Genomic DNA, 20,422 nt, shown 5'->3' with positions numbered 1-20,422 from the left:
CCTGCTGCTCCCAGGAGGGATGGCCCGCAGAGCCGGGGTGGGTCTGCCAGTCAGGCCGGGCCCACCACTGCCACCGCTGTCTCCAGGGCGATCGCCACATGGGTCCAGTGGGTACCCCCTTGGCAGTAAACCACATAAGGCTCTCGCAGAGGCCCGTCCGCCGAGAACTCGGAGGTACTGCCATCAATGAAGGTGCCTCCAGCCATTACCAGTTGACTCTCGTAACCGGGCATCTCGGCGGGCACCGGGTCCAGATAGGATCCGATCGGGGAATTTTGCTGAATTGCCCGACAGAAGGCAATCAATTTCTCAGGTGAACCCAATTGAATCGCCTGAATCACATCCCGCTGGGGTGCATCGGGCAGCGGTTTGACCGGATAGCCCAGTTGATGAAACACCTGAGCCGTCAGCCAATTGCCTTTCATCGCCTCCCCCACCATCTGGGGGGCCAGAAACAGTCCCTGGAACAGCAGCCGATTCTGGTCAAACGTCGCCCCCCCGGAACTGCCCACCCCCGGAGCCGTCAGGCGACAGGCCGCCGCTTCCACCAAATCGGCTCGACCGGCCACATATCCTCCGGCTGGGACGATCGTCCCGCCCGGATTCTTGATCAGAGACCCGGCAATCAGATCTGCACCTACGGCAGGGGGTTCTCGATTTTCCACGAATTCCCCGTAGCAGTTGTCCACAAAGCAAATCGTCTGGGGATTCTGCTGTTTCACCAGGCGCACGATCCGCTCGATTTCCGCGATCGTCAGACTGGGCCGCCAGGAATACCCACAGGATCGCTGAATTAAGACCATGCGGGTCTTTGCTCCCACCGCCATTGCCAGTCCCTCCCAATCCAGGCTATTGGCGGGCGTCAGATCCAGTTCCCGGTAAGTCACACCAAATTCCGCCAGGGAGCCCTGGTTTTTCCCCCGCAGGCCAATCACTTCCTCCAGCGTGTCATAAGGATGGCCTGCAACCGCCAGCAACTCATCTCCGGGACGCAAAATGCCGTAGAGGGCACAGGCGATCGCATGGGTGCCGGAGACAAATTGCACCCGCACGATCGCGGCCTCTGCCCCCATCACCTCAGCAAAGACCTGATCCAGGGCCTGCCGCCCCAGATCGTCATGCCCATACCCCGTTACCCCAGCGAAATGGTGGCTGCCTATCCGGTAGCGTCGAAAGGCTGTCAGCACCCGCTGGAGATTTTCCTTGACCTGGGCGTCAATACCAGAAAAAATCGAAAAAAGACCGTCTTCTAAGTTTTCTAACTTTAAACTAATCATTTGTAACCCGTTCCCCTTTGCGGAGAGCATTATAGGTCTTCGGGGGAATGTATTGTGCAATACTGATGCATCCAATGTGTCAGGGACTTCTCTCGTGACCGCAAAACCTGATTAACAACTTAAAAAGGCCTCTGAATGACTATTGCAACTTCAACCAAACGTCCCTACTCATGGCACGTTATCCTGTTCATGGCTATTGTCCATGCTGGTGCTTTATTTGCTTTTCTGCCCAGTAATTTTAGCTGGACAGCGGTAGGCTTAATGGTATTTCTTTACTGGATTACCGGTGGACTGGGAATTACCCTGGGGTTACACCGACTGGTTACCCATCGTAGCTTCCAGGTGCCTAAATGGCTGGAGTATTTTCTGGTGTTTTGCGGTAGTTTGGCCTGCCAGGGCGGGGTGATTGAGTGGATTGGGTTGCACCGCCACCACCACCTGCATTCAGACCAGGATAATGACCACCATGACTCCGGCAAAGGATTCTGGTGGAGTCACATGGGCTGGATGCTCTATGAAGTTCCGGCCAAGCAAGAAATTCCCCGATTTACCAAAGACATCAGCGGCGATCCGGTTTATCAATTCCTGGAAGAGTACTTCCTGCCTGTCCAGATTGCCCTAGCGATCGGACTGTATTTTCTCGGAGGCTGGTCCTTTGTGGTTTGGGGAATTTTTGTTCGCCTGGTGATGGTCTATCACTTCACCTGGTTTGTAAACAGTGCCACCCACGCCTTTGGTTACCAGACCTACGATTCCGGCGATCGCTCTACCAACTGCTGGTGGGTTGCCCTATTGACCTTTGGCGAAGGCTGGCACAACAACCACCATGCCTATCAGTATTCTGCCCGCCATGGCTTGCGCTGGTGGGAAATTGACTTCACCTGGATGACGATTCAAGTGCTGCAGCTTTTGGGTCTAGCTAGGAATGTCAAACTGGCCGATGATTAAGCTCAATATTAAAATTCTACCCGTTTAATTTGGGTAAGTGACCGATATGTTTTAGGGGCGCGATTACCGCGCCCCTGATAGTTTTGGCCTTAACGATCGGGTTGGGCCAGTCGGGGCGATCGGCCCATTAACCCCGTCATCAGACGCAAGGCCAATCTTCTGACAGGCTGGACATGGTTCAAGAGCCAGAGCCCTCGACGCCGCAATCCGATCACTGGTGGCCATTGGCTAGAGAAGCAGCGATCGAGAAAGTCGGTAAAGGCCAGAATCCACAAATTTTCCCACCGCCGCCAGCGCTCATACTGCCGCAGTACCGACACCGTTCCAATATCCTGGCCCTGCTGATGGGCCTCCTGCAATACCTGGGCCAGAGCCGCTGCATCCCGAATCCCCATATTCAGGCCCTGCCCTCCTACAGGATGGCACCCATGAGCTGCATCCCCCACCAGGGCCAGCCGCTGCCCAATGTAACGATCGCTCTGCATCAATTGCACCGGGAAGACATACCGCCCCCCCACCAAAGAGAGCCTGCCCATGTGATCGCCAAAGCGGTGGGTCAATTCCGTCAGAAACTGCTCATCTGGCAAGGCACAGAGGGCATGGGCATCGGCGTGGGGAGCCGTCCAGACAATTCGACAAACCCCATCAGGCAAAGGCAGAATGGCAAAGGGGCCACTGGGCTGAAAGCGTTCATGGGCAATGTGGGTCGCCGGACGCTCCGGTTGTACACAGCAGACAATGCAGGATTGCCAGTAAGGCCAGCCGTGAGTTTTAATCCCGGCAGCCGCACGGGTCTGGGAGCGAGATCCATCCGCTGCCACCACCAACCGGCTCCGGAGCACGATCGGGCTGCCCCCCTGCACCGCCTGCACCACCGCCCCTTCGTCTCCATAGTGCACCGCCTGCACCTGGGCCGGACAAAGATATCGCACCTGGGCAGATTGTCGGAGGCGATGCTGCAATACCTCCAGCAGAACAGCATGCTCCGCCACATACACCAGCGTCTCCGTCCCCAGATCAGCAGGCGTAAATTGGACCGTCTCAGGATAATCCGCATCCGACAGCCGAATTTCTGTACAGGCCGAGATCCGGGGTGCCACGTCATCCCACAGCCCCAGCCCCTGAAAAATCCGGCTGGAAAGAATCGAAAAGGCATAAGCCTGGCCCTTGGCAGCGGCGATCGAACCAACCTGGGACTCAATCAAAATCACCTGCAGCCCCGATTCAGAGAGAGCACAGGCCAGGGTAGCACCGATAATGCCTCCCCCCACGATCGCCACATCACAGTCCAGCTCCAGAGACTCAATTTCCTGGAACTCAGACCTGGATTGCGTCACTCCATCAGGCTCCAAAATCGATGACCCCGATTCAGGTCTAGCAGTTTCAACAGATAGCATCACGGTCCGTTTTGTTAAAAAAATTTTGGTTACGCCTAAATTGTAAAACGGTTGTGGGGTTGCGGTGTAGAGACGTAGCATGCAACCCTAACCCATCCGTAACCCCGTCAAACCAGGCTGCAGGACATCAATTCTTCGGCCATGTCAAAATTTGCCGTTACGCTCTGCACGTCGTCCAGGTCTTCCAGGGCATCCATCAGCTTCAAGAGCAGGCGGGCCTGATCCGGTGCAGTGACATCCACAGAATTCTGCGGAATCCAGCGCAGTTCCGACTGTTTGACAACATATCCCCTCGCCTGTAAGGCTTTACCCAACAGTTCCAGGTTGGGAACCGCCGTAAACACCTCCGCCCCCACAGATTCCTCATCCTCGAATAGTTCGTAGGTTTCTGCTCCCCCCTCGATCGAGGCCTCCAGCAGCGCATCCTCATCCACCTGACCAGAGAGCATGACCACCCCCATCTGGGCAAACATCCAACTGACACAGCCAGTCTCCCCCAGGTTACCGCCATACTTACTAAAGGCAGTCCGCAGGTCCGCTGCTGTTCGGTTGCGATTATCAGTCAGGGCCTCAATCAAAATGGCCACCCCACCAGGGCCATAACCCTCGTAGCGGATTGCTTCCAGAGCGGCATTATCAGGCCCAAATTTGCCCGCTCCTTTGGCAATCGCCCGCTCAATATTCTCATTGGGAATTCCAGCCGCCCGAGCCTTATCGATCGCTGTCCGTAGCTGAAAATTCCCTTCCGGGTTGGGAACGCCGCTGCGGGCAGCTACAATAATCTCGCGAGAAATTTTGGTAAACACTTTGCCCTTGACCGCATCCACCCTGGCTTTCTGCCGTTTGATGTTGGCCCATTTACTGTGTCCCGCCATATGCCACTTAATTTACTTCTGTTATAGGAGCCTTATAGATAGTTGAGTCAATGTAATAAAAGTTTATTGCATAACAGTTGTAGCTTATACTACGCAAGAATAGCAGAGAGGGGTATGACAACGATGTCGGTGGCAGGAAAGCCTCTGACCGTGCCAAAGGAGTACTTAAGCGCACCAGGAACCTTCAGTCCAACCATGCTGATGTTCCTGGCAGGGGTGGCTGTGGCAACAGTCTCCACAATCGGTTACTTCCAATGGCAATGGCGAGGTCCGGTTTGCTTTTTTCTTAATGTCCTCGCCATGCATATTGCAGGCACTGTAATTCATGATGCCTCTCACAATGCGGCCCATCGAAACCGAATCGTGAATTCACTTCTGGGCCATGCCAGTGCCCTGATGTTGACGTTCTCTTTTCCGGTCTTCACCAGGGTACATATGCAGCATCATGCAAATGTGAACGATCCAGACAATGATCCAGATCATTATGTTTCCACAGGGGGTCCCCTGTGGCTGATCGCAGCCCGGTTCTTTTACCACGAGATCTTTTTCTTCAAGCGGCAATTGTGGCGTAAGTACGAGTTAATGGAATGGTTCCTCGCTCGCCTGACGGTGGCCATACTGATCTATCTTTCCTTGCAATACGGGTTCTTTAATTACCTGATTAATTACTGGTTCTCCTGTGCGTTAGTTGTGGGTCTGGCTCTGGGGTTATTTTTCGACTACCTGCCTCACCGTCCTTTCCAGGAGCGCGATCGCTGGAAGAATGCCAGAGTTTATCCCAGCCCAATTCTCAATATTCTGATCCTGGGCCAGAATTATCACCTGATCCACCACCTGTGGCCTTCCATCCCCTGGTATAACTACCAACCCGCCTACTATGCCACCAAGCCTTTACTGGATGAGAAAGGCTCTTATCAATCTTTAGGATTGTTACAGGGGAAAAGCTTCTGGAGTTTCCTCTACGATGTCTTTCTGGGCATTCGCTTCCATCACCGAACTACTCCTGAATCCTCACCCGAGCAGGAGTCATCAGATTAAGCGATGTGCAGACTTTTCCGTTCAATCCGAAAGTATTAGTAGAATTGCTTAAGTTACAGGTGCTTATAACAGCCCAGCCACGCGAAAACTTCGCAAGAGGTGCGTCGTCCTCCTTGTGGGGGTACTGTCTCCGGAGTTCCCTGTCACAAACTGGCTTATTCGCGATACTGGTACTTGTGGTTTAGCCTTGGGCATCGCTGTCAGAAATGGGAAATCCGCCCATGAATCCCATAGATAATGTGGTCCGCCCCCTGAATCTCAGAGGCTCCATTGTTCTGGCGGCGATCGTTTTTACGGATGTGGAAGCTTTCACAGCCAAGATGCTGGCCGATGAGCAGCATGCATTGGCCCTGATTGAACGAGATTTTCAGCGCATGGGCGAACTGTGCGATCGCTTTGAAGGGCAGGTTCTGAAATCCCTGGGGGATGGCCTGCTGATGTACTTTGTGAGTGCAGAAAAAGCCGTTTCCTGTGCGATCGAAATCCAGTTGGCCTTCGCCGAAATGGCTCTTAACCTCCCGATCCGCGATATTTTGCACCACCGCATCGGGATTCACCTGGGAGATGTGGAGTTCACAGGCAGCGATGTCATGGGCAGCGGCGTTAACCTGGCTGCTCGACTGCAGCGAGAAGCCCCAGCCCGGGGGATTTGCCTCTCCCAGACGGTGTATGAGGTTGTCAAGGGGCGGTTGCCCCGACCCGCAATGTTTATGGGGCGACGACAGCTCAAAGGCATTCCTGAACCCGTACCGGTGTATGAAATTGCCCCGCCCTACCCGATCGAAACCGTTTCCAGGAAAATTTTTATCAGCTACCGCAGCCAGAACCCTGACTTTGGTCTAGCCCAACAGTTTTATGCAGCCTTGACAGAAGCTGGTCATGAGGCATTTCTGGCGGGAGAGAGTATCCGGCTGGGAGAGAACTGGCCCCAGCGAATTGAGGCGGAGCTGCGTCAGTCTGATTATCTGCTCCTGCTCCTCTCTGCCCGATCGGCCACCAGCGAAATGGTGATGGAGGAAGTACGGCGGGCCAAGGACTTGCAGGAGCAGCACCCCGAAGGTAAACCTGTAATTTTGCCAATTCGGGTAAATTTCCCCCTGGGCATGCCCCTGACCTACGATCTGCACCATTATCTCGATCAAATTCAACAGCGAGAATGGCAATCCGATGCCGATACCCCCGCTCTCTTGGCGGAAGTCCTGCAGCTGATCACAAACGGGCCAACCCAACCCGTTTCAGGCCAGCCCAGCCTCCCTTCACCATCCCCAGCCAGCGATCGGCCCACCCCCGCCGCAGAGCCGGAATTGCCCACTGGTCAGGTGAATCTGGCATCTCCCTTCTATATGGAACGGCCCCCGATCGAAATCCGTTGTTACCAGGAAATTACCCGGGCCGGAGCGCTGGTTCGAATTCGGGCTCCTCGCCAGATGGGTAAAACCTCCCTCATGGTCCGCATTCTTCAACAGGCCGCAGATCAGGGCTACCGCACGATTCCCCTTAACTTTCAACTGGCAGACAGTAAAATCCTGGCTGATCTGGACCGATTTCTGCAGTGGTTCTGTGCCAACATCGCCCTGGAGCTGAATCTGCCCGATCTACTTTCCGAAAAATGGAATCGCGTCTTCGGTAGCAAAGTGGCCTGCAAAGCCTACTTTGAGAATTATCTGTTGCCTCAGTCCCAGGCTCCTCTGGTGCTGGGTCTGGATGAAGTGGACCGCATTTTTCTCCATCCCGAACTGGCTGGGGACTTTTTTGGTCTCCTGCGAGCCTGGCATGAAGAAGCCAAAAACCGGGAGATCTGGAAAAAGTTGCGCCTGATTGTGGTCCATTCCACCGAAGTCTACATTCCAATCGACATCAACCAGTCTCCCTTCAATGTCGGGCTACCGATCGAGCTGGCAGAGTTCGACACCGAGCAGGTTCTGGCTCTGGCCCACCGTCACCACCTGACCTGGACTTGGGAAGACGTGCAGGGGTTGATGCATCTGGTGGGAGGTCATCCCTACCTGGTCCGGCTGGCCCTCTATGCGATCGCCCGCCAGGAAACCACCCTGGAGCAACTGGTCGCCACCGCTGCCGGTGAAACCGGTCTCTACGGGGATCATCTACGGCGACATTTGTGGAATTTACAACAACATCCGGAACTGGCAGCAGCAGCCCGCCAGGTCTTTTCTACCGATGGCCCGACCCAACTGGAGGCAATTCCAGGCTTTAAACTCCACAGTATGGGGCTGGTTCGACTGCAGGGCCATGAAGCCAGAGCGCGCTGCCATCTCTATCGCCAATACTTCTCTCCCCGCCTGGAAAACCTGCCCGCCAAGTCAGCCGGAGAGATGTTATGAGTGGGGATATGGACAGACCCTACGATTATCAGGTGGGGGGAAGTTTACCGCTGGACGCTCCGACTTATGTCACCCGACGGGCAGATCGGGACCTGTATGAGGGATTAAAGGCTGGGGAATTTTGCTACATTTTGAATTCGCGCCAGATGGGAAAATCCAGCCTGCGGGTACAAACCATGCAGCGCCTGCAGGCAGACGGAATTGCCTGCGCCGTGATTGACCTGACCGCTGTAGGCAGCCAGGATATTACACCCAATCAATGGTATGCCGGTTTGACCTATACCCTCCTGAGTGGCCTGGATTTGCTGGATCAGGTCGATATTAATGCCTGGTGGATACGCTATGACTTCCTGTCTCCTGTCCATCGCTTCAGCGAAATTCTCCGAGGAGAAATCCTGACTCGAATTCCCGATCGCAAGATTGTGATTTTTGTCGATGAGATTGATAGCGTCCTGAGACTGGGCTTCAAGGACGACTTTTTTGCAGTGATTCGCTCCTGCTATAACAGTCGCGCTGATAAGCCCGGATATCGTCGCCTCACCTTTGCCCTATTTGGGGTCGCTACCCCCTCAAATCTGATTCAGGACAAGAGTCGAACCCCCTTTAATATTGGACGGGCGATCGAACTCACCGGGTTTCGTCTGGAAGAAGCCAATCCCCTGGCTCAAGGTCTGGTCAATCAGGTTGAGAACCCTACTGCAACTATGGCTGAAATCCTTCTCTGGACAGGTGGCCAACCCTTTCTGACCCAGAAACTCTGTAAGTTAGTGGCTCAGGCGATCGAGCAGAAACGCCGGGGAGAGAAGGCAACCCCCTCTTTTACATCCCCAAAATCTAGCGCCTCCAAGCAATTCGTGACCAGCATTGTCCAGACTTACCTGATTACCAACTGGGAGTCGCAGGATGAACCAGAGCACCTCCGCACCATCCGCGATCGAATCCTGCGCAGTGAACAGCGGACCAACCAACTGTTGGGGCTGTACCGCCGGATTCTGGAGCAAGGGGAAGTTCCAGCAGACGACAGTACGGAACAAACGGAACTGCGCCTGTCGGGTCTGGTCGTCACTAGCCAGGGCAAACTTCAGGTCTATAACCGGATCTATGCAGCGGTTTTCAATCTGGAATGGGTAGATGAAGCTCTGGCCAACCTGCGACCCTATGGAGCGGCCTTAAAGACCTGGCTTGAAACCAGAGGGGACGAATTTTTACTCCAGGGGATGGTCCTACAGAATGCCCTGGCCTGGGCTGCTGGCAAAAATCTGGGGGATCAGGACCATCAGTTTTTGTCTGCTTCCCAGGCTAAAGCCCTGGAAAACGAGCAGCAAACAAATCAGGTTTTGATCAAAATTGTCAACAGCCAGCCCGAGGATGAGATCCTGTCCCAGGATGAAACCCTATCCTATGTGGAAGCCACTGAATCCGTGGACTGGTACATTCGGGGTGTAATCCAGGAACAGCAAGCCTATCTGGAGACAAATCTACCCAAGGGTGAATTCAGAACCTTGGTGAAGCCCGATTTAAACTGGGTGATTGGTCGTCATCACAAAGCCGATATTCCCATCCACGATCCCCAGGTTTCCCGTAGCCATGCTGCGATTCAATATGTTCCCAGTCAGGGATTCTATCTGATTGACCTGGGTAGCACCAATGGATTGTTTGTGAACACTCTCCAGGTACTCCAACGTCAGCCCCTCAGGGGAGGGGATTTAATTTTTCTGGGCGCTTTCAGTCTCACTTTTCAGTTCGATCCGATCGGGCAACCTTCCGAAGAAACAACCCCCTACTCCGGCAAGCCCATGACCGCCCGATAGTGGGCTTCCATCTGAGGGACCGAGGATGATTGTCGATTGTAGGTCCACTGGCTGCGCTCAAACAGTTGTTGTTGCAGTTGCCCCACATCCACTGTGGTGACCTGCCCCTCTGCAACCACCCGATTCCCCCTGACCCAAACACTGTCTACCACCTGGGTAGGACGCCCCAGGACCAGCAGCCCGATCGGATCAGTCCGGGGCAGCAGAGACAAATTCTTCAGATCATACAGCACCAGATCCGCCTGTTTCCCCACTTCCACCGTCCCGATCTGATCCGCCAGGCCCAGCCCTTTCGCTCCCCCTAGCGCTGCCATTTCCACGGCCTGTCGGGGGGAAATCCAGTGGCGGTAGTCCAGATCAGTAACATTGTGCAGAATAGAGCCAATTTTGATCGCTTCCAGCAGATCCTGAGAATCATTACTGGCGGATCCATCACAACCAAAGGAAACATTAACCCCAGCCTGTAAATACTTCAGCACTGGAGCAATCCCACTTCCGAGACGCAGATTGCTGAGGGGATTGTGCACGACCGTAGATTGGGTCTCAGCCAGAATCTCAATATCCCGATCGGTGAGCCAGACACAGTGGGCCAGAGAGGTCCGGGGGCCGAGAAAATTCAGGTGCTTGAGATGCTCCACCGCACTGCAACCATATTTTTCCTGGGCCAACATCTGTTGGGCTTTCGTTTCCAGCAAGTGGGTATGGCGACAGAGGTTATAGCGATCGCTCAAGGCTCCAAATCCCTCAAACAGGGCATCGGAACAGAGTTGCATCCCCGTTGGAGCTGTAGCGACAAAGATACCTTCTGCTGGGCGATGGAACTGATCCACCACAGCCTGGATTAACTCAAGCGTGGTTGCCGTATTCCGAATATAGGGAGGATGGCTAACCTCATAGCCCCCAGAGGGCAGGCTGGCTGGCAGAGATTCATCCTGCAGCAGAGGGGCGACAAAAGCGCGAATTCCAACTTCTCGATAGGCTCGCTCAACTGCAGCAACTGTCTCCATTTCCAGCCCCGGAATGGGCACCAGGTGATCGACAACCGTAGTTCCACCCGTGAGCAACGTTTCCACAGCCGTACCCAGGGCACTCAGGTAAACCTGCTCTGGTTCCAGGGGCACAAAATCATACAGCTCACCAATCCATAGTTCCAGGGGATAGGGATGGACCAGCCCTCGCTGCCACATTTCTGAGGAGTGGGTATGGGCATTGACAAATCCGGGGAGCAGCAACTTATTACGGGCCTCGATCGCTGTTCCTATGACTGTTAGAGAGGAGCCGATCGCGGTAATTCTTCCTGCTTGAATTTGAACATCAACTTCCTGATAGCCAGTATCAAAGGGAACTAAGGCATTTTGAATGGTGAAATCCACGTGACTGTCCTGTGTGTGCTGCAGATTAAAAGCCAAGCAAGGGTTCATTCCGTTAAATGAGCCTCAGGCTGTAGTCTAGAATTCTCCTTGATCGGGAAGAAAAGACTAACCTTGAATTGAAGCATGCCCATTAGCAACAAGTTTGTATCATCATGTTGCAATCTTCAACAGAAACGGTATGAGTTTTACACTCCGTCAATTGGGTGTTCCTCCTAACACCTGGGCTGTGAATGCTACGATCGCAGACCTCACCCGTCCGTCTTTACCACCACGCCTGCTTACATTACCCGCAGATACTAAAGAACTGCGACTGGATTTGGCCAAAGCAGCCCTGTTGGTCATCGACATGCAGAACGATTTCTGCCATCCAGAAGGTTGGCTGGCTTCCATTGGCGTGGATGTAACCCCAGCCAGAAAACCGATCGAACCCCTGAAGCAGTTGCTGCCAGATCTGCGATCGGCCCAAGTGTCCATCCTCTGGGTCAATTGGGGGAACCGCCCTGACTTGCTAAACATTGGAGCCGGGCTACGTCACGTCTACAATCCTACAGGAGAGGGCGTTGGCCTGGGAGATCCACTCCCAACAAGGGGGGCAAAAGTCCTGACCCAAGGGAGTTGGGCAGCCGCAGTTGTCGAGGAACTGGTTCAAGATCCGCAAGATATTTGGGTCGATAAGTACCGGATGAGCGGTTTTTGGGATACGCCTCTGGATAGCATCTTAAAGAACCTGGGGTGCACCACCCTATTCTTTGCCGGGGTCAATGCCGATCAATGTGTGCTGGCCACGTTAATGGATGCTAATTTCCTGAACTACGACTGTATCCTGCTGCGCGATTGTACTGCCACCACTTCCCCAGACTATTGTTTACAAGCCACGATCTACAACGTCAACCAATGTTTTGGATTTGTCTCGGACTCATCACATTTGATCAAAGGTATTGGTGAAGTTGCTATTTGATAACAATGGCTAAAATTTAGTCATGGCTTAGTAAAGAGAGAGATGAAAATCAACGTTAAAACAGGGGACGAACTCAATAGGCTTCTTGACAATCTTCAGCAAGAGATTGTATACGCAAATATTTACTATCGCCTCTATTGGGATTTGAACGATGCTTTACGATCGCACCCCGAAGAGTTCGCGCAGTCAAATACCTTCTGGGTTCTAACCTTCGATGCTCTGCAAGACGCTTGGCTCATTCGTCTATGCAGAGTATTCGATACCCAATGCAACAACAATTTAAATCTTGTAAATCTACTTGAGACAATCAAAGAAAATCTTCATTTTTTCAATGAACAGAATTTTCGTGAACGCTTAAAAGATAATGCTTTTGTAAATTCCCTCGCAGAATGTGATAGGGTGCCAGACCAAGCACAATTAGATAAAGATATTGAATTTGCTAAGGCTGACCCTTTAGTTGAGAAGCTAAGGATATGGCGCAACAACATTGTTGCTCATAAAGGCAGTAAGTTTGTTCTTGGAAAAGCTCCACAACTTTCAGAAGACCCACTTGAGTGCATCCCACTTTTGTAGCCCTCTCCCTAAATCCCTCTCCCAGAAGGGGAGAGGGACTTTGAATCTGGCTCCCCTTCTCCCTCTTTGGGAGAAGGGGCTGGGGGATGAGGGCAACCTTGCAAAACTGGGATGCTCTCACCCACTTACCCATAGCGAGGTTGAAACATTGCTGAATCAAGGGTTTGAAATATTTAACCGATATTCACAACTGTACAGGGCTAGTTCATGGTCAAGACAAATAATTGGCCACGATGATTACCGATTTCTCTTGCGCCTGATCAAGCTTGGCTTGAAATATTATGATGAAAACATTCATACAGAATTTGCCGCTTTTCCTAATGAAGAGGATGGTTTGTATTAATCCCCTTTCAAGATTCAGTGATTTTTAAGGATTACTTTGGCGGTTCTGTGAAAAATTCCTCTTTTGTTGCAAGTCTGCGTGAAGCATGACGGATATGGTGAACCATTACTAAATCACCTTCTACAGAGAAAAGGATTCTATATAACCTCTTATAGAGAAAGCAGCGTATTTCTATCCCAACCAACTGGGTTTCTGGTGCGACAGGACAGCGGTTGGGCATTGAGGAAAGAGAGTCCACTGCATCAAACAAGCTGTTAAACTATTCCACGGCTGCGGCAGGATTGTCAGAACTGATCCATAAATAAATATCTCCAGCATTAGCCAGAGCAGTAGGCGTTATCCTAACTCGATATTCCATGTTTTGCCCTTAATGCTTGCAAGCCCTCTTTGGCATCCACATCTTTTCCCTCTGCTGCCTCTTTGATGGATAGCTGAATTGCTGCTGCAGACTGCTCCATTTCCAGAGCATCGAGCAACGCCTGATATGAAGCTGCATCTTGGATGACAACCGCCGCCTTACCGTTAACAGTCAAAATAATAGGCTTATGACTCTCCTGTAAGTGCGCGATAAATTCCTTTGCATTTCGTTGAAAATCAGAAAGAGGATAGATATTGCGTGTATCAAGCATGCTCATCACTTCAACATGGGATATACATGAAATTTCATGCTATCTCATTAGCATGAAAGAGTCCACAGAAATGTCATACGCTACAGCGCAGAAGCTTCCTGCTGGTGACAATAAAGCAAGATAGGGCAGCATAACCGTCTTTAGCCATGCCTCTTCAGGCAAAACCTATCAACCTGTGACTAATGCTCAATGCCTCTCCCGCAGGAAAGATTTATGGAAGCCATTCACTGTGTTATCCCAATCATTAAGTCCCCCGAAAATTATCAGGCGTTTCGGATCAGTCCCCAGGACACGAATCGGTTGGCGATCGTGTTTGACCCCGTAATTGCTGGCATGTCCCTCACCTTCTGTGTGGAAATTTTTGATGTCGGGGGTAAAACACCCCCCAATCGTCATCAGCGAGCCGTCGAAATGTTCTTCGTTCTGAAGGGCGAAGGATCGGCCAACTGTGATGGCAAGATTGTACCGATTCGATCCGGGGACAGTATTCTGGTTCCGCCCACAGGAACCCATGTGATTGAGAATACGGGATCCGATCGGCTGTATGCTCTTTGTATTATGGTGCCAAATGAAGACTTCGCAGAGTTGATCCGCAGTGGGACACCAGTTGAACTGGATGAGGAAGATATGAGGGTGCTGCAGCGGACGGTTCCTGTGCCGTGTTAAGGGTACGACCTTGCCAAACCCTATCCCTTCAAACCAGGGACGGAGTACGTCTAGATGCAGACGTATACTATCCCGATGGGGTTGGTCCCTGGCCGGTGTTGCTGATGCGGCAACCCTATGGCCGCTCGATCGCCTCCACCGTCGTCTATGCCCATCCGACCTGGTATGCTGCCCACGGCTACATCGTCGTGATTCAGGATGTGCGGGGGCGGGGGACTTCGGAAGGGGAGTTCCAGCTCTTTGCCCATGAGCGGGAGGATGGGGTGGATACGGTCAACTGGGCCGCTGCCTTACCGGACAGTACGGGTACGGTGGGCATGTACGGCTTCTCTTACCAGGGCATGACCCAACTCTATGCGGCGATCGATCTTCCCCCCGCCCTTAAAACCCTCTGTCCCGCCATGGTGGGCTATGACCTCTATGCCGATTGGGCCTATGAAGGCGGTGCTTTCTGTCTGCAGGCTAACCTGGGTTGGGCCATTCAGTTGGCCGCCGAAACCGCCCGTCTGCAGGGGAAAGAGCCTTCCTTTCTGGCTCTGGCCGCCGCTGCCCGCAACTTGCCTCTGTCCGGTCCGATTGCGGCCCAACCTCAGATTCTGCAAGATCTGGCCCCCGATTCCTTCTATCACGACTGGTTAGCCCATCCTCAACCGGATGACTACTGGGAGCAACTCTCTCCCTGTCGCGATTTCCAGCCCGTTGACTTGCCCATGTTACATATCGGCGGCTGGTTCGATACCTACCTACGGGGCACCCTGCACCTCTACCGGGAGATGGTTGAGCGCAGCAGCCAGTTCCAGTTCCTGCTAGTGGGTCCCTGGGCGCATTTGCCCTGGGGGCGGCGAGTGGGAGCCGTGGACTTTGGCCCGGAGGCAGCCAACCCGATCGATCGGCTACAAATCCGCTGGTTTGACCAGTTCCTCAAGGAGCAGGACAGGGGTGTGCTGGCAGAACTACCCATCTCCCTGTTTGAAATGGGTAGTAATTGCTGGCGATCGTTCGATCGCTGGCCCCAGCCGCCCGATCGGCACTTCTTCCTCAGCAGCAGTGGACTGGCCGCCCTGCAGGAGCAGGATGGCCAACTCCTGAACACCTTGCCGAAAGCCGATGCCATTGATGTCTTCGTCCATGATCCCTGGCGACCCGTTCCAGCCCTGGGCGGCCATGCCGCCATCCCCTCTGGCATGGTCGATCGGGCAGCTCTGGATTGCCGCTCTGATGTCCTCACCTACACCACCCCGCCCTTGACCACAGACCTATCCCTGCTGGGGGAGATCACCGTAGAACTGTGGTGCAGTGCCGACGCCCCCAGCTTTGACCTCTGTGCAGTACTATCAGATGTGCATCCCCATGGGCAAGTCTTCAACCTGACCCAGGGATATATCCGGGTGGCTCCAGGTCAACCAACATCCCCCCTGATCATTTCTCTCCAGGCAACCTGCGCTCGCCTGCCGATCGGCCATGCCGTGCGTCTCAGTCTCAGTGCTGCCTGCTTTCCCGCCTATCCAGTCAATCCTGGCACAGGCACCCTCCCCACCGAAGCCAGAGCTATGGAAGCCCGCATTATTACTGTCACTGTACACAGTGGTCCGGACTGTCCTTCCTCTGTGAGGTTTTACCCTGCGGAACCCTGCTAATCAGAATCTGATTGGCACAACCCGATAGAGAGACATGCCCTGAAAATTCCCGCTGCCAGAGAATTTAAGACCTTGCTTTAGGGTATAGCCTTGCTGGGAAAGTTTGGAATTGAACCAGTTTGAAATAGGAGCTCGATTAGAGTTAGCAAAAACAAACACCTGATCAAATCGATTAAAATCGAGCGCTTTAGAATCAGGATAAGCCACAAATTGCACCCGAACATCGGGATTAAGACTGTGATAAATCAGCGGATGAGCATTCTCAGGCCGATCGGTCAGATCAACTAGAACCAGGGGCTGTTCAGCCTGATCAATTGTTCGAGCTATTTGAACAAGCACACCTGATTCATACTTATTCCACCAGGTATCAGCCTGAACATAAATTACACTACAAAACAAACTCAAAACTAATAGAATAGTTCCCAGCATAAACCAGGCTTTATTCACCCTGCCAGGAGTTTTGACAGAAGTTATCCGAACAGATAGAAGATAGGAAACTGCAAGTTGAATCCCCAAATAGACGGGAAGTAAATATCGAGGCCAAGTTTGACGATTCCCTCCTAAAAACAAATCAGCCAGAACTAAAGGTAGACCTGTTGAAAGCACTAAACTTAAGATAAATCCATACTGTTTCTTTGAAGCTTTAGAACAAAGAAAGTAAAGGGAATAACCCACAAAAATCAGAACGAATAGAACCAGAATATATACAAAAGGATTGATTTTTCCCAATCTAAAATAGGGAAAAATCCAGGGATCAAAGAAGGCTAAACTGATATTTTGAATCCACAGTCGAACGGCTCCCGTCAAACTCAATGCTTGCTCACCAACCCAGGCAGAGCGCTCCTTAAAATCGCTGTAATTTTCGACTATTACTACAATCCAGGGCACAAAAATAATTAAGCTCGCCAAAAAAGCAATGAGTGATTTAACTGAAGTTCGAGTCCAACAAAAGCCTTCTAAGAAAAAGACATAACCTAAGTAGCCGATCGCAACAAATATGAAAAAAAGATAGCTATACAATCCCAGCACTAGTGTCAGGCCATATATCAGCCATGCCATTCTAGTCTTGAGTCGAATGGCCCTGAGCAAGGCAATCGCAGAAAGCAGGGTCAATAGGGTGAATAAACTGTACAGACGCGCTTCCTGGGCATAGTAAATATGAATCGGAGAAACCGCCATCAATAACGCTGCAAGCAAACCTAGCAGAGGTGAACGAAAGAGTTCCCAGCTCAGCCAATAGATACAGGGAATTAATAACAGCCCAAAGACAACAGATAGACTCCGGAGCACAGTCACGGAGTTCCCAAACCACAGCAACCAGTAACGCGCCAATATGGGATAAAGAGGTGGATGGGTATCTTCAGCAATCAGCTTCCAAACCTCTCCCCAACCCCGATCTGAATTTGGGTATTGATATTGGAGCAGCTCTTTAACAGTAAATACCTGGCCAGAGGAAAAGCGATGAATCCAATCCGTTGGCCAGTAACCAGAGACTACAGACAAGGTGACTGATTCATCAGCCCAGATCGGCTTGCCATCGAGATGGCTTACGCGCAGGAAAATACCCAACGACAGGATAACTATGATCCCGACAATTGATAGCAAGCGAAGCATAGCAAGGATCCTCGCATGCAATATTCCTGCGTTTTTCGGTCAGGTCCCCAGTATAGCCTGATTAGAACAGGGTGCATTGGCCCTGCTGGCGCAGCAGATGGTCACACAGCACCAAAGCCACCATGGCTTCTACCATAGGGACGGCGCGAGGCAACACACAAGGATCATGACGTCCCTTGGCTGCCAGCAGTGTTTCTTCCCCCGATTGGGTGACTGTGCGCTGTTCCTTACGAATCGTTGCCGTTGGCTTAAAGGCAATCCGGAGCAGAATGTTCTCTCCATTCGAGATCCCACCCTGCACCCCACCCGATCGATTAGTGACCGTGCGGATCTGCCCCTCCTCCATATAGTATTCGTCGTTGTGTTCACTGCCCGTCAGCAGAGTCCCGGCAAAGCCAGAGCCAATCTCAAAGCCCTTGGTGGCCGGGAGGGACATCACTGCCTTGGCCAGGTCCGCTTCCAGTTTGTCGAATACGGGTGAACCCAGTCCTTTGGGAACATGGCGGGCTACACATTCCACCACACCCCCGATCGAATCTCCCTCCCGCCGCACCTGTTCAATCAGGTCAATCATACGATCGGCACAATCCCCATCCGGACACCGAACAATATTGCTTTCTACCTGAGCCAGGGTCACCGTAGCCGGATCAACCACCGCCTCTATGTCTTTAATCCGCTTAACGTAGGCGATGATGTCCACGCCCGCCACCTGAGCCAGGATCTTCTTAGCGATCGCGCCAGCAGCCACCCGTCCGATCGTCTCACGGGCCGAGGAACGTCCACCACCCTGCCAGTTGCGAATCCCATACTTAGCGTCGTAGGTCGCATCCGCGTGGGACGGGCGATATTTTTCAGCCATCTCATCGTAATCCTGGGAACGGGCATCCTTGTTGCGGACCAGGATGGCGATCGGGGTGCCCAGAGTCTTCCCCTCAAAGACGCCAGACAGAATCTCACAGGCATCGGCTTCATTGCGGGGCGTGGTAATCTTGCTCTGGCCAGGACGCCGCCGGTCCAGATCCACCTGAATCTCCTCCGCAGAGATCTCCAATCGGGGCGGGCAACCATCGATAATGACGCCAACGCCCCCACCATGGGATTCACCAAAGGTAGTAACGCGAAAGAGATGACCAAAAGTGTTGCCCATACATCATTGCCGAAAAATTGACCGGACAACTATTTTATGGCAAATCCCCTTACTCTGACTTAGATTCTGCCATCCTTCCCATGCAGAAATCTCCCTCCCCCCTACAGGCGCGATCAATCGCGCTGCTACTGGGGACGAACATCAACGACACTGCCATTGAAATTAAATTTCAATCCTTCCATCTCAACCAGGCTACCAATCTTGATTTTGCTATTTCCCAAGACATATCCATCCTTGGTCACCTTCGCTTCACCCCCCAGCGTCAGCATCATATCGGTGCTGTAGTCCAACTCCGGACGGGGATCTTTCAGCGCCTTAACAGAACCATCAGGCTGGGGAACAGCAGTGTTACGAGGTAAAAGCTGGACGGATTTCAGGTTGACCTGACCATAGGGCTGGTTCCGAATAATCAGGTTAATGGTTTTGGTTCCTTGCAGATCCTTGATAAAAGCATCTGCATGACTGGTTCCCACCCCCTTCGAGATGACATCAATCTCTACAGCTTGAGTCTGAACGCCAACCTGGGCAACAGAGCCGGTAGCGCCAGGATAGACAAAGATACCAATCAGCACCAGCAGGATGACCAGGATAGCCCCTGCATCTAAAATGTTGATCTTGCCAAATAGACGACCTTGAGAATCCAGAATAGCCATACCGGGTTCCTTCCTGTAAAGAAACTGCCCCAGAGTCTCCCATCCTAAAAGCTGAGGATTAGAGCTCATGGAAGAATCCTGTGTCAGATTACCATAACCAAGGTTGCTTGCAGAGTCCCCTGGTCTTGAATGGGTTAGCTATCTTCATCTCTTGTAGGGAAGCGCTGTGAGAGATAGTCTTTAAGTATCAAGATCTATACTTCACCCTCAAAAGTCTTAAAATTGCAACCTTCTAGATTGGATATACGTCCAACCTATTAAAATCTTCTCCAGTTCTCCCACACTACCATGCTTAACTCCCTGTCGTTGTTCTGGCGTCGCTTCCATCGTCGTTGGCTTTACCCTGCCATCTCTCTGGTGGTCGCGATCGCAGTGTTGCTCAGTGTTCCACTGCGCCTGCAGGCAATTTCAATTACAGATTTAATTTTCCAAGGAGTTCAAATTATTCAACTCTCAAACCTCTCCGATCAGCAGGAAGTTGAGATCGGCAAACAGATGAATGCCGAGCTAACGAGTAGAGAGTTTCGAATTTACAATAATCCAACCCTGAATGCTTTTGTGAATCAGGCTGGTCAACGATTGGTACCCAAGAGCGATCGTCCCAACATTCCCTATACCTTCCAAGTTGTTGCAGACCAGAACGTGAATGCCTTCGCCACGATGGGAGGGTTTGTTTACATCACAACCGGCCTGCTCAGACTTGCAGATAACGAAGCTCAGGTAGCGAGTGTCCTGGGCCATGAAATCGGCCATATTGCAGGCCGTCACCTGGTTGAACAACTGAAGCAAGTCGCCATTCAACGGGGAGTTGCCAACGTCGCCGGTATCGATCAGAGCGAGCTGGTTGGCATAGGCGTGGAACTGGCTTTGAACAGACCCAACAGCCGTCAAGCAGAGTATGACGCCGATCAGCGAGGTCTACGGACGATGAGTGGGGCGGGTTATGCTCCTTCAGCCATGGTCTCTTTCATGGAGAAGCTTCTGAAGGGATCCTCTGGAACACCAGAATTTTTAAGTACCCACCCGGATACAGGCAACCGAATTAGCGCTCTCAAGAGCAAGATCAATCCATCCACGGCCAATCGAGGGGATGGGTTAAATAGCTCGACCTATACCAGCCGAGTCAAGAGCCTGCTCTAGC

The 20,422-nt window shown here is 52.3% G+C and carries 18 protein-coding genes; 10 read left to right on the top strand and 8 right to left on the bottom strand.

From position 1 onward, the window contains the following. Positions 1-50: 50 nt before the first annotated feature. Positions 51-1,277 (bottom strand): methionine gamma-lyase family protein, encoded by a 1,227-nt coding sequence (locus BST81_RS01050; protein WP_075596749.1) that lies wholly within the window; start codon positions 1,275-1,277, stop codon positions 51-53. 135 nt (positions 1,278-1,412) lie between these two features. Between BST81_RS01050 and BST81_RS01045 the strand changes: the two genes are divergently transcribed. Continuing rightward, positions 1,413-2,225 carry an acyl-CoA desaturase gene (locus tag BST81_RS01045; RefSeq protein ID WP_075596677.1) on the top strand — a complete coding sequence of 271 codons (813 nt, stop codon included), beginning with the start codon at positions 1,413-1,415 and terminating at the stop codon, positions 2,223-2,225. Between the two features lie 89 nt (positions 2,226-2,314). On the opposite strand, the gene BST81_RS01040 is transcribed toward BST81_RS01045, so the two are convergent. Both BST81_RS01040 and BST81_RS01035 read right to left on the bottom strand, forming a co-directional pair. After that, positions 2,315-3,562, bottom strand: a complete 1,248-nt coding sequence (locus BST81_RS01040; RefSeq protein ID WP_253188041.1) for an FAD-dependent hydroxylase — start codon at positions 3,560-3,562, stop codon at positions 2,315-2,317. 167 nt (positions 3,563-3,729) lie between these two features. After that, positions 3,730-4,497: a YebC/PmpR family DNA-binding transcriptional regulator gene (locus BST81_RS01035; protein WP_075596675.1), complete on the bottom strand. Its 768-nt coding sequence runs from the start codon at positions 4,495-4,497 to the stop codon at positions 3,730-3,732. A gap of 114 nt (positions 4,498-4,611) precedes the next feature. On the opposite strand from BST81_RS01035, the gene crtR reads away from it, so the two are divergent. The 3 genes from crtR to BST81_RS01020 all read left to right on the top strand — a co-directional run bounded on the left by crtR (position 4,612) and on the right by BST81_RS01020 (position 9,688). Continuing rightward, a complete protein-coding gene (gene crtR, locus BST81_RS01030; RefSeq protein WP_363079041.1) occupies positions 4,612-5,535 on the top strand; it encodes a beta-carotene hydroxylase in 924 nt (307 codons plus the stop codon). A 221-nt stretch (positions 5,536-5,756) separates the two neighbouring features. Beyond that, complete coding sequence (locus BST81_RS01025) at positions 5,757-7,877, top strand: AAA-like domain-containing protein (protein WP_075596674.1); 2,121 nt, start codon at positions 5,757-5,759, stop codon at positions 7,875-7,877. A gap of 8 nt (positions 7,878-7,885) precedes the next feature. Then, positions 7,886-9,688, top strand: coding sequence for an AAA-like domain-containing protein (locus BST81_RS01020; RefSeq protein WP_171974626.1), 1,803 nt, complete (start codon positions 7,886-7,888; stop codon positions 9,686-9,688). Here BST81_RS01020 and BST81_RS01015 read toward each other — a convergent pair. Next, positions 9,658-11,061: an amidohydrolase gene (locus BST81_RS01015; protein WP_075596747.1), complete on the bottom strand. Its 1,404-nt coding sequence runs from the start codon at positions 11,059-11,061 to the stop codon at positions 9,658-9,660. The two genes, BST81_RS01020 and BST81_RS01015, sit on opposite strands and share 31 nt — an antisense overlap. A gap of 178 nt (positions 11,062-11,239) precedes the next feature. Between BST81_RS01015 and BST81_RS01010 the strand changes: the two genes are divergently transcribed. From BST81_RS01010 to BST81_RS01000, 3 genes are read left to right on the top strand one after another with little or no spacing between them, the layout of a single operon-like run. Continuing rightward, positions 11,240-12,019 (top strand): isochorismatase family cysteine hydrolase, encoded by a 780-nt coding sequence (locus BST81_RS01010; protein ID WP_075596672.1) that lies wholly within the window; start codon positions 11,240-11,242, stop codon positions 12,017-12,019. A gap of 42 nt (positions 12,020-12,061) precedes the next feature. Beyond that, positions 12,062-12,592 (top strand): hypothetical protein, encoded by a 531-nt coding sequence (locus BST81_RS01005; RefSeq protein ID WP_075596671.1) that lies wholly within the window; start codon positions 12,062-12,064, stop codon positions 12,590-12,592. A 40-nt stretch (positions 12,593-12,632) separates the two neighbouring features. Next, positions 12,633-12,935, top strand: a complete 303-nt coding sequence (locus BST81_RS01000; protein ID WP_075596670.1) for a hypothetical protein — start codon at positions 12,633-12,635, stop codon at positions 12,933-12,935. Positions 12,936-13,276: 341 nt separating this feature from the next. On the opposite strand, the gene BST81_RS00990 is transcribed toward BST81_RS01000, so the two are convergent. Then, positions 13,277-13,564, bottom strand: coding sequence for a type II toxin-antitoxin system Phd/YefM family antitoxin (locus BST81_RS00990; RefSeq protein ID WP_075596669.1), 288 nt, complete (start codon positions 13,562-13,564; stop codon positions 13,277-13,279). Between the two features lie 213 nt (positions 13,565-13,777). Here BST81_RS00990 and BST81_RS00985 point away from each other — a divergent pair, with 213 nt between their 5' ends. Both BST81_RS00985 and BST81_RS00980 read left to right on the top strand, forming a co-directional pair. Then, positions 13,778-14,230, top strand: a complete 453-nt coding sequence (locus BST81_RS00985) for a cupin domain-containing protein (RefSeq protein WP_075596668.1) — start codon at positions 13,778-13,780, stop codon at positions 14,228-14,230. After that, positions 14,224-15,867 (top strand): CocE/NonD family hydrolase, encoded by a 1,644-nt coding sequence (locus tag BST81_RS00980; RefSeq protein ID WP_075596667.1) that lies wholly within the window; start codon positions 14,224-14,226, stop codon positions 15,865-15,867. The genes BST81_RS00985 and BST81_RS00980 overlap by 7 nt, the downstream gene beginning before the upstream one ends. On the opposite strand, the gene BST81_RS00975 is transcribed toward BST81_RS00980, so the two are convergent. The 3 genes from BST81_RS00975 to BST81_RS00965 form a co-directional block, all read right to left on the bottom strand. Further along, complete coding sequence (locus BST81_RS00975; RefSeq protein WP_075596666.1) at positions 15,868-17,481, bottom strand: glycosyltransferase family 39 protein; 1,614 nt, start codon at positions 17,479-17,481, stop codon at positions 15,868-15,870. Between the two features lie 61 nt (positions 17,482-17,542). Next, positions 17,543-18,628 (bottom strand): chorismate synthase, encoded by a 1,086-nt coding sequence (gene aroC, locus BST81_RS00970; RefSeq protein ID WP_075596665.1) that lies wholly within the window; start codon positions 18,626-18,628, stop codon positions 17,543-17,545. A gap of 125 nt (positions 18,629-18,753) precedes the next feature. Beyond that, a complete protein-coding gene (locus BST81_RS00965; protein ID WP_363079035.1) occupies positions 18,754-19,350 on the bottom strand; it encodes a DUF4330 domain-containing protein in 597 nt (198 codons plus the stop codon). A gap of 219 nt (positions 19,351-19,569) precedes the next feature. Here BST81_RS00965 and BST81_RS00960 point away from each other — a divergent pair, with 219 nt between their 5' ends. Beyond that, positions 19,570-20,421 (top strand): M48 family metallopeptidase, encoded by an 852-nt coding sequence (locus tag BST81_RS00960; protein WP_075596663.1) that lies wholly within the window; start codon positions 19,570-19,572, stop codon positions 20,419-20,421. Position 20,422 lies beyond the last annotated feature (1 nt).

This window comes from Leptolyngbya sp. 'hensonii' (assembly GCF_001939115.1).
Lineage (GTDB): Bacteria > Cyanobacteriota > Cyanobacteriia.
This window is presented reverse-complemented; position numbering and strand designations above follow the sequence as displayed.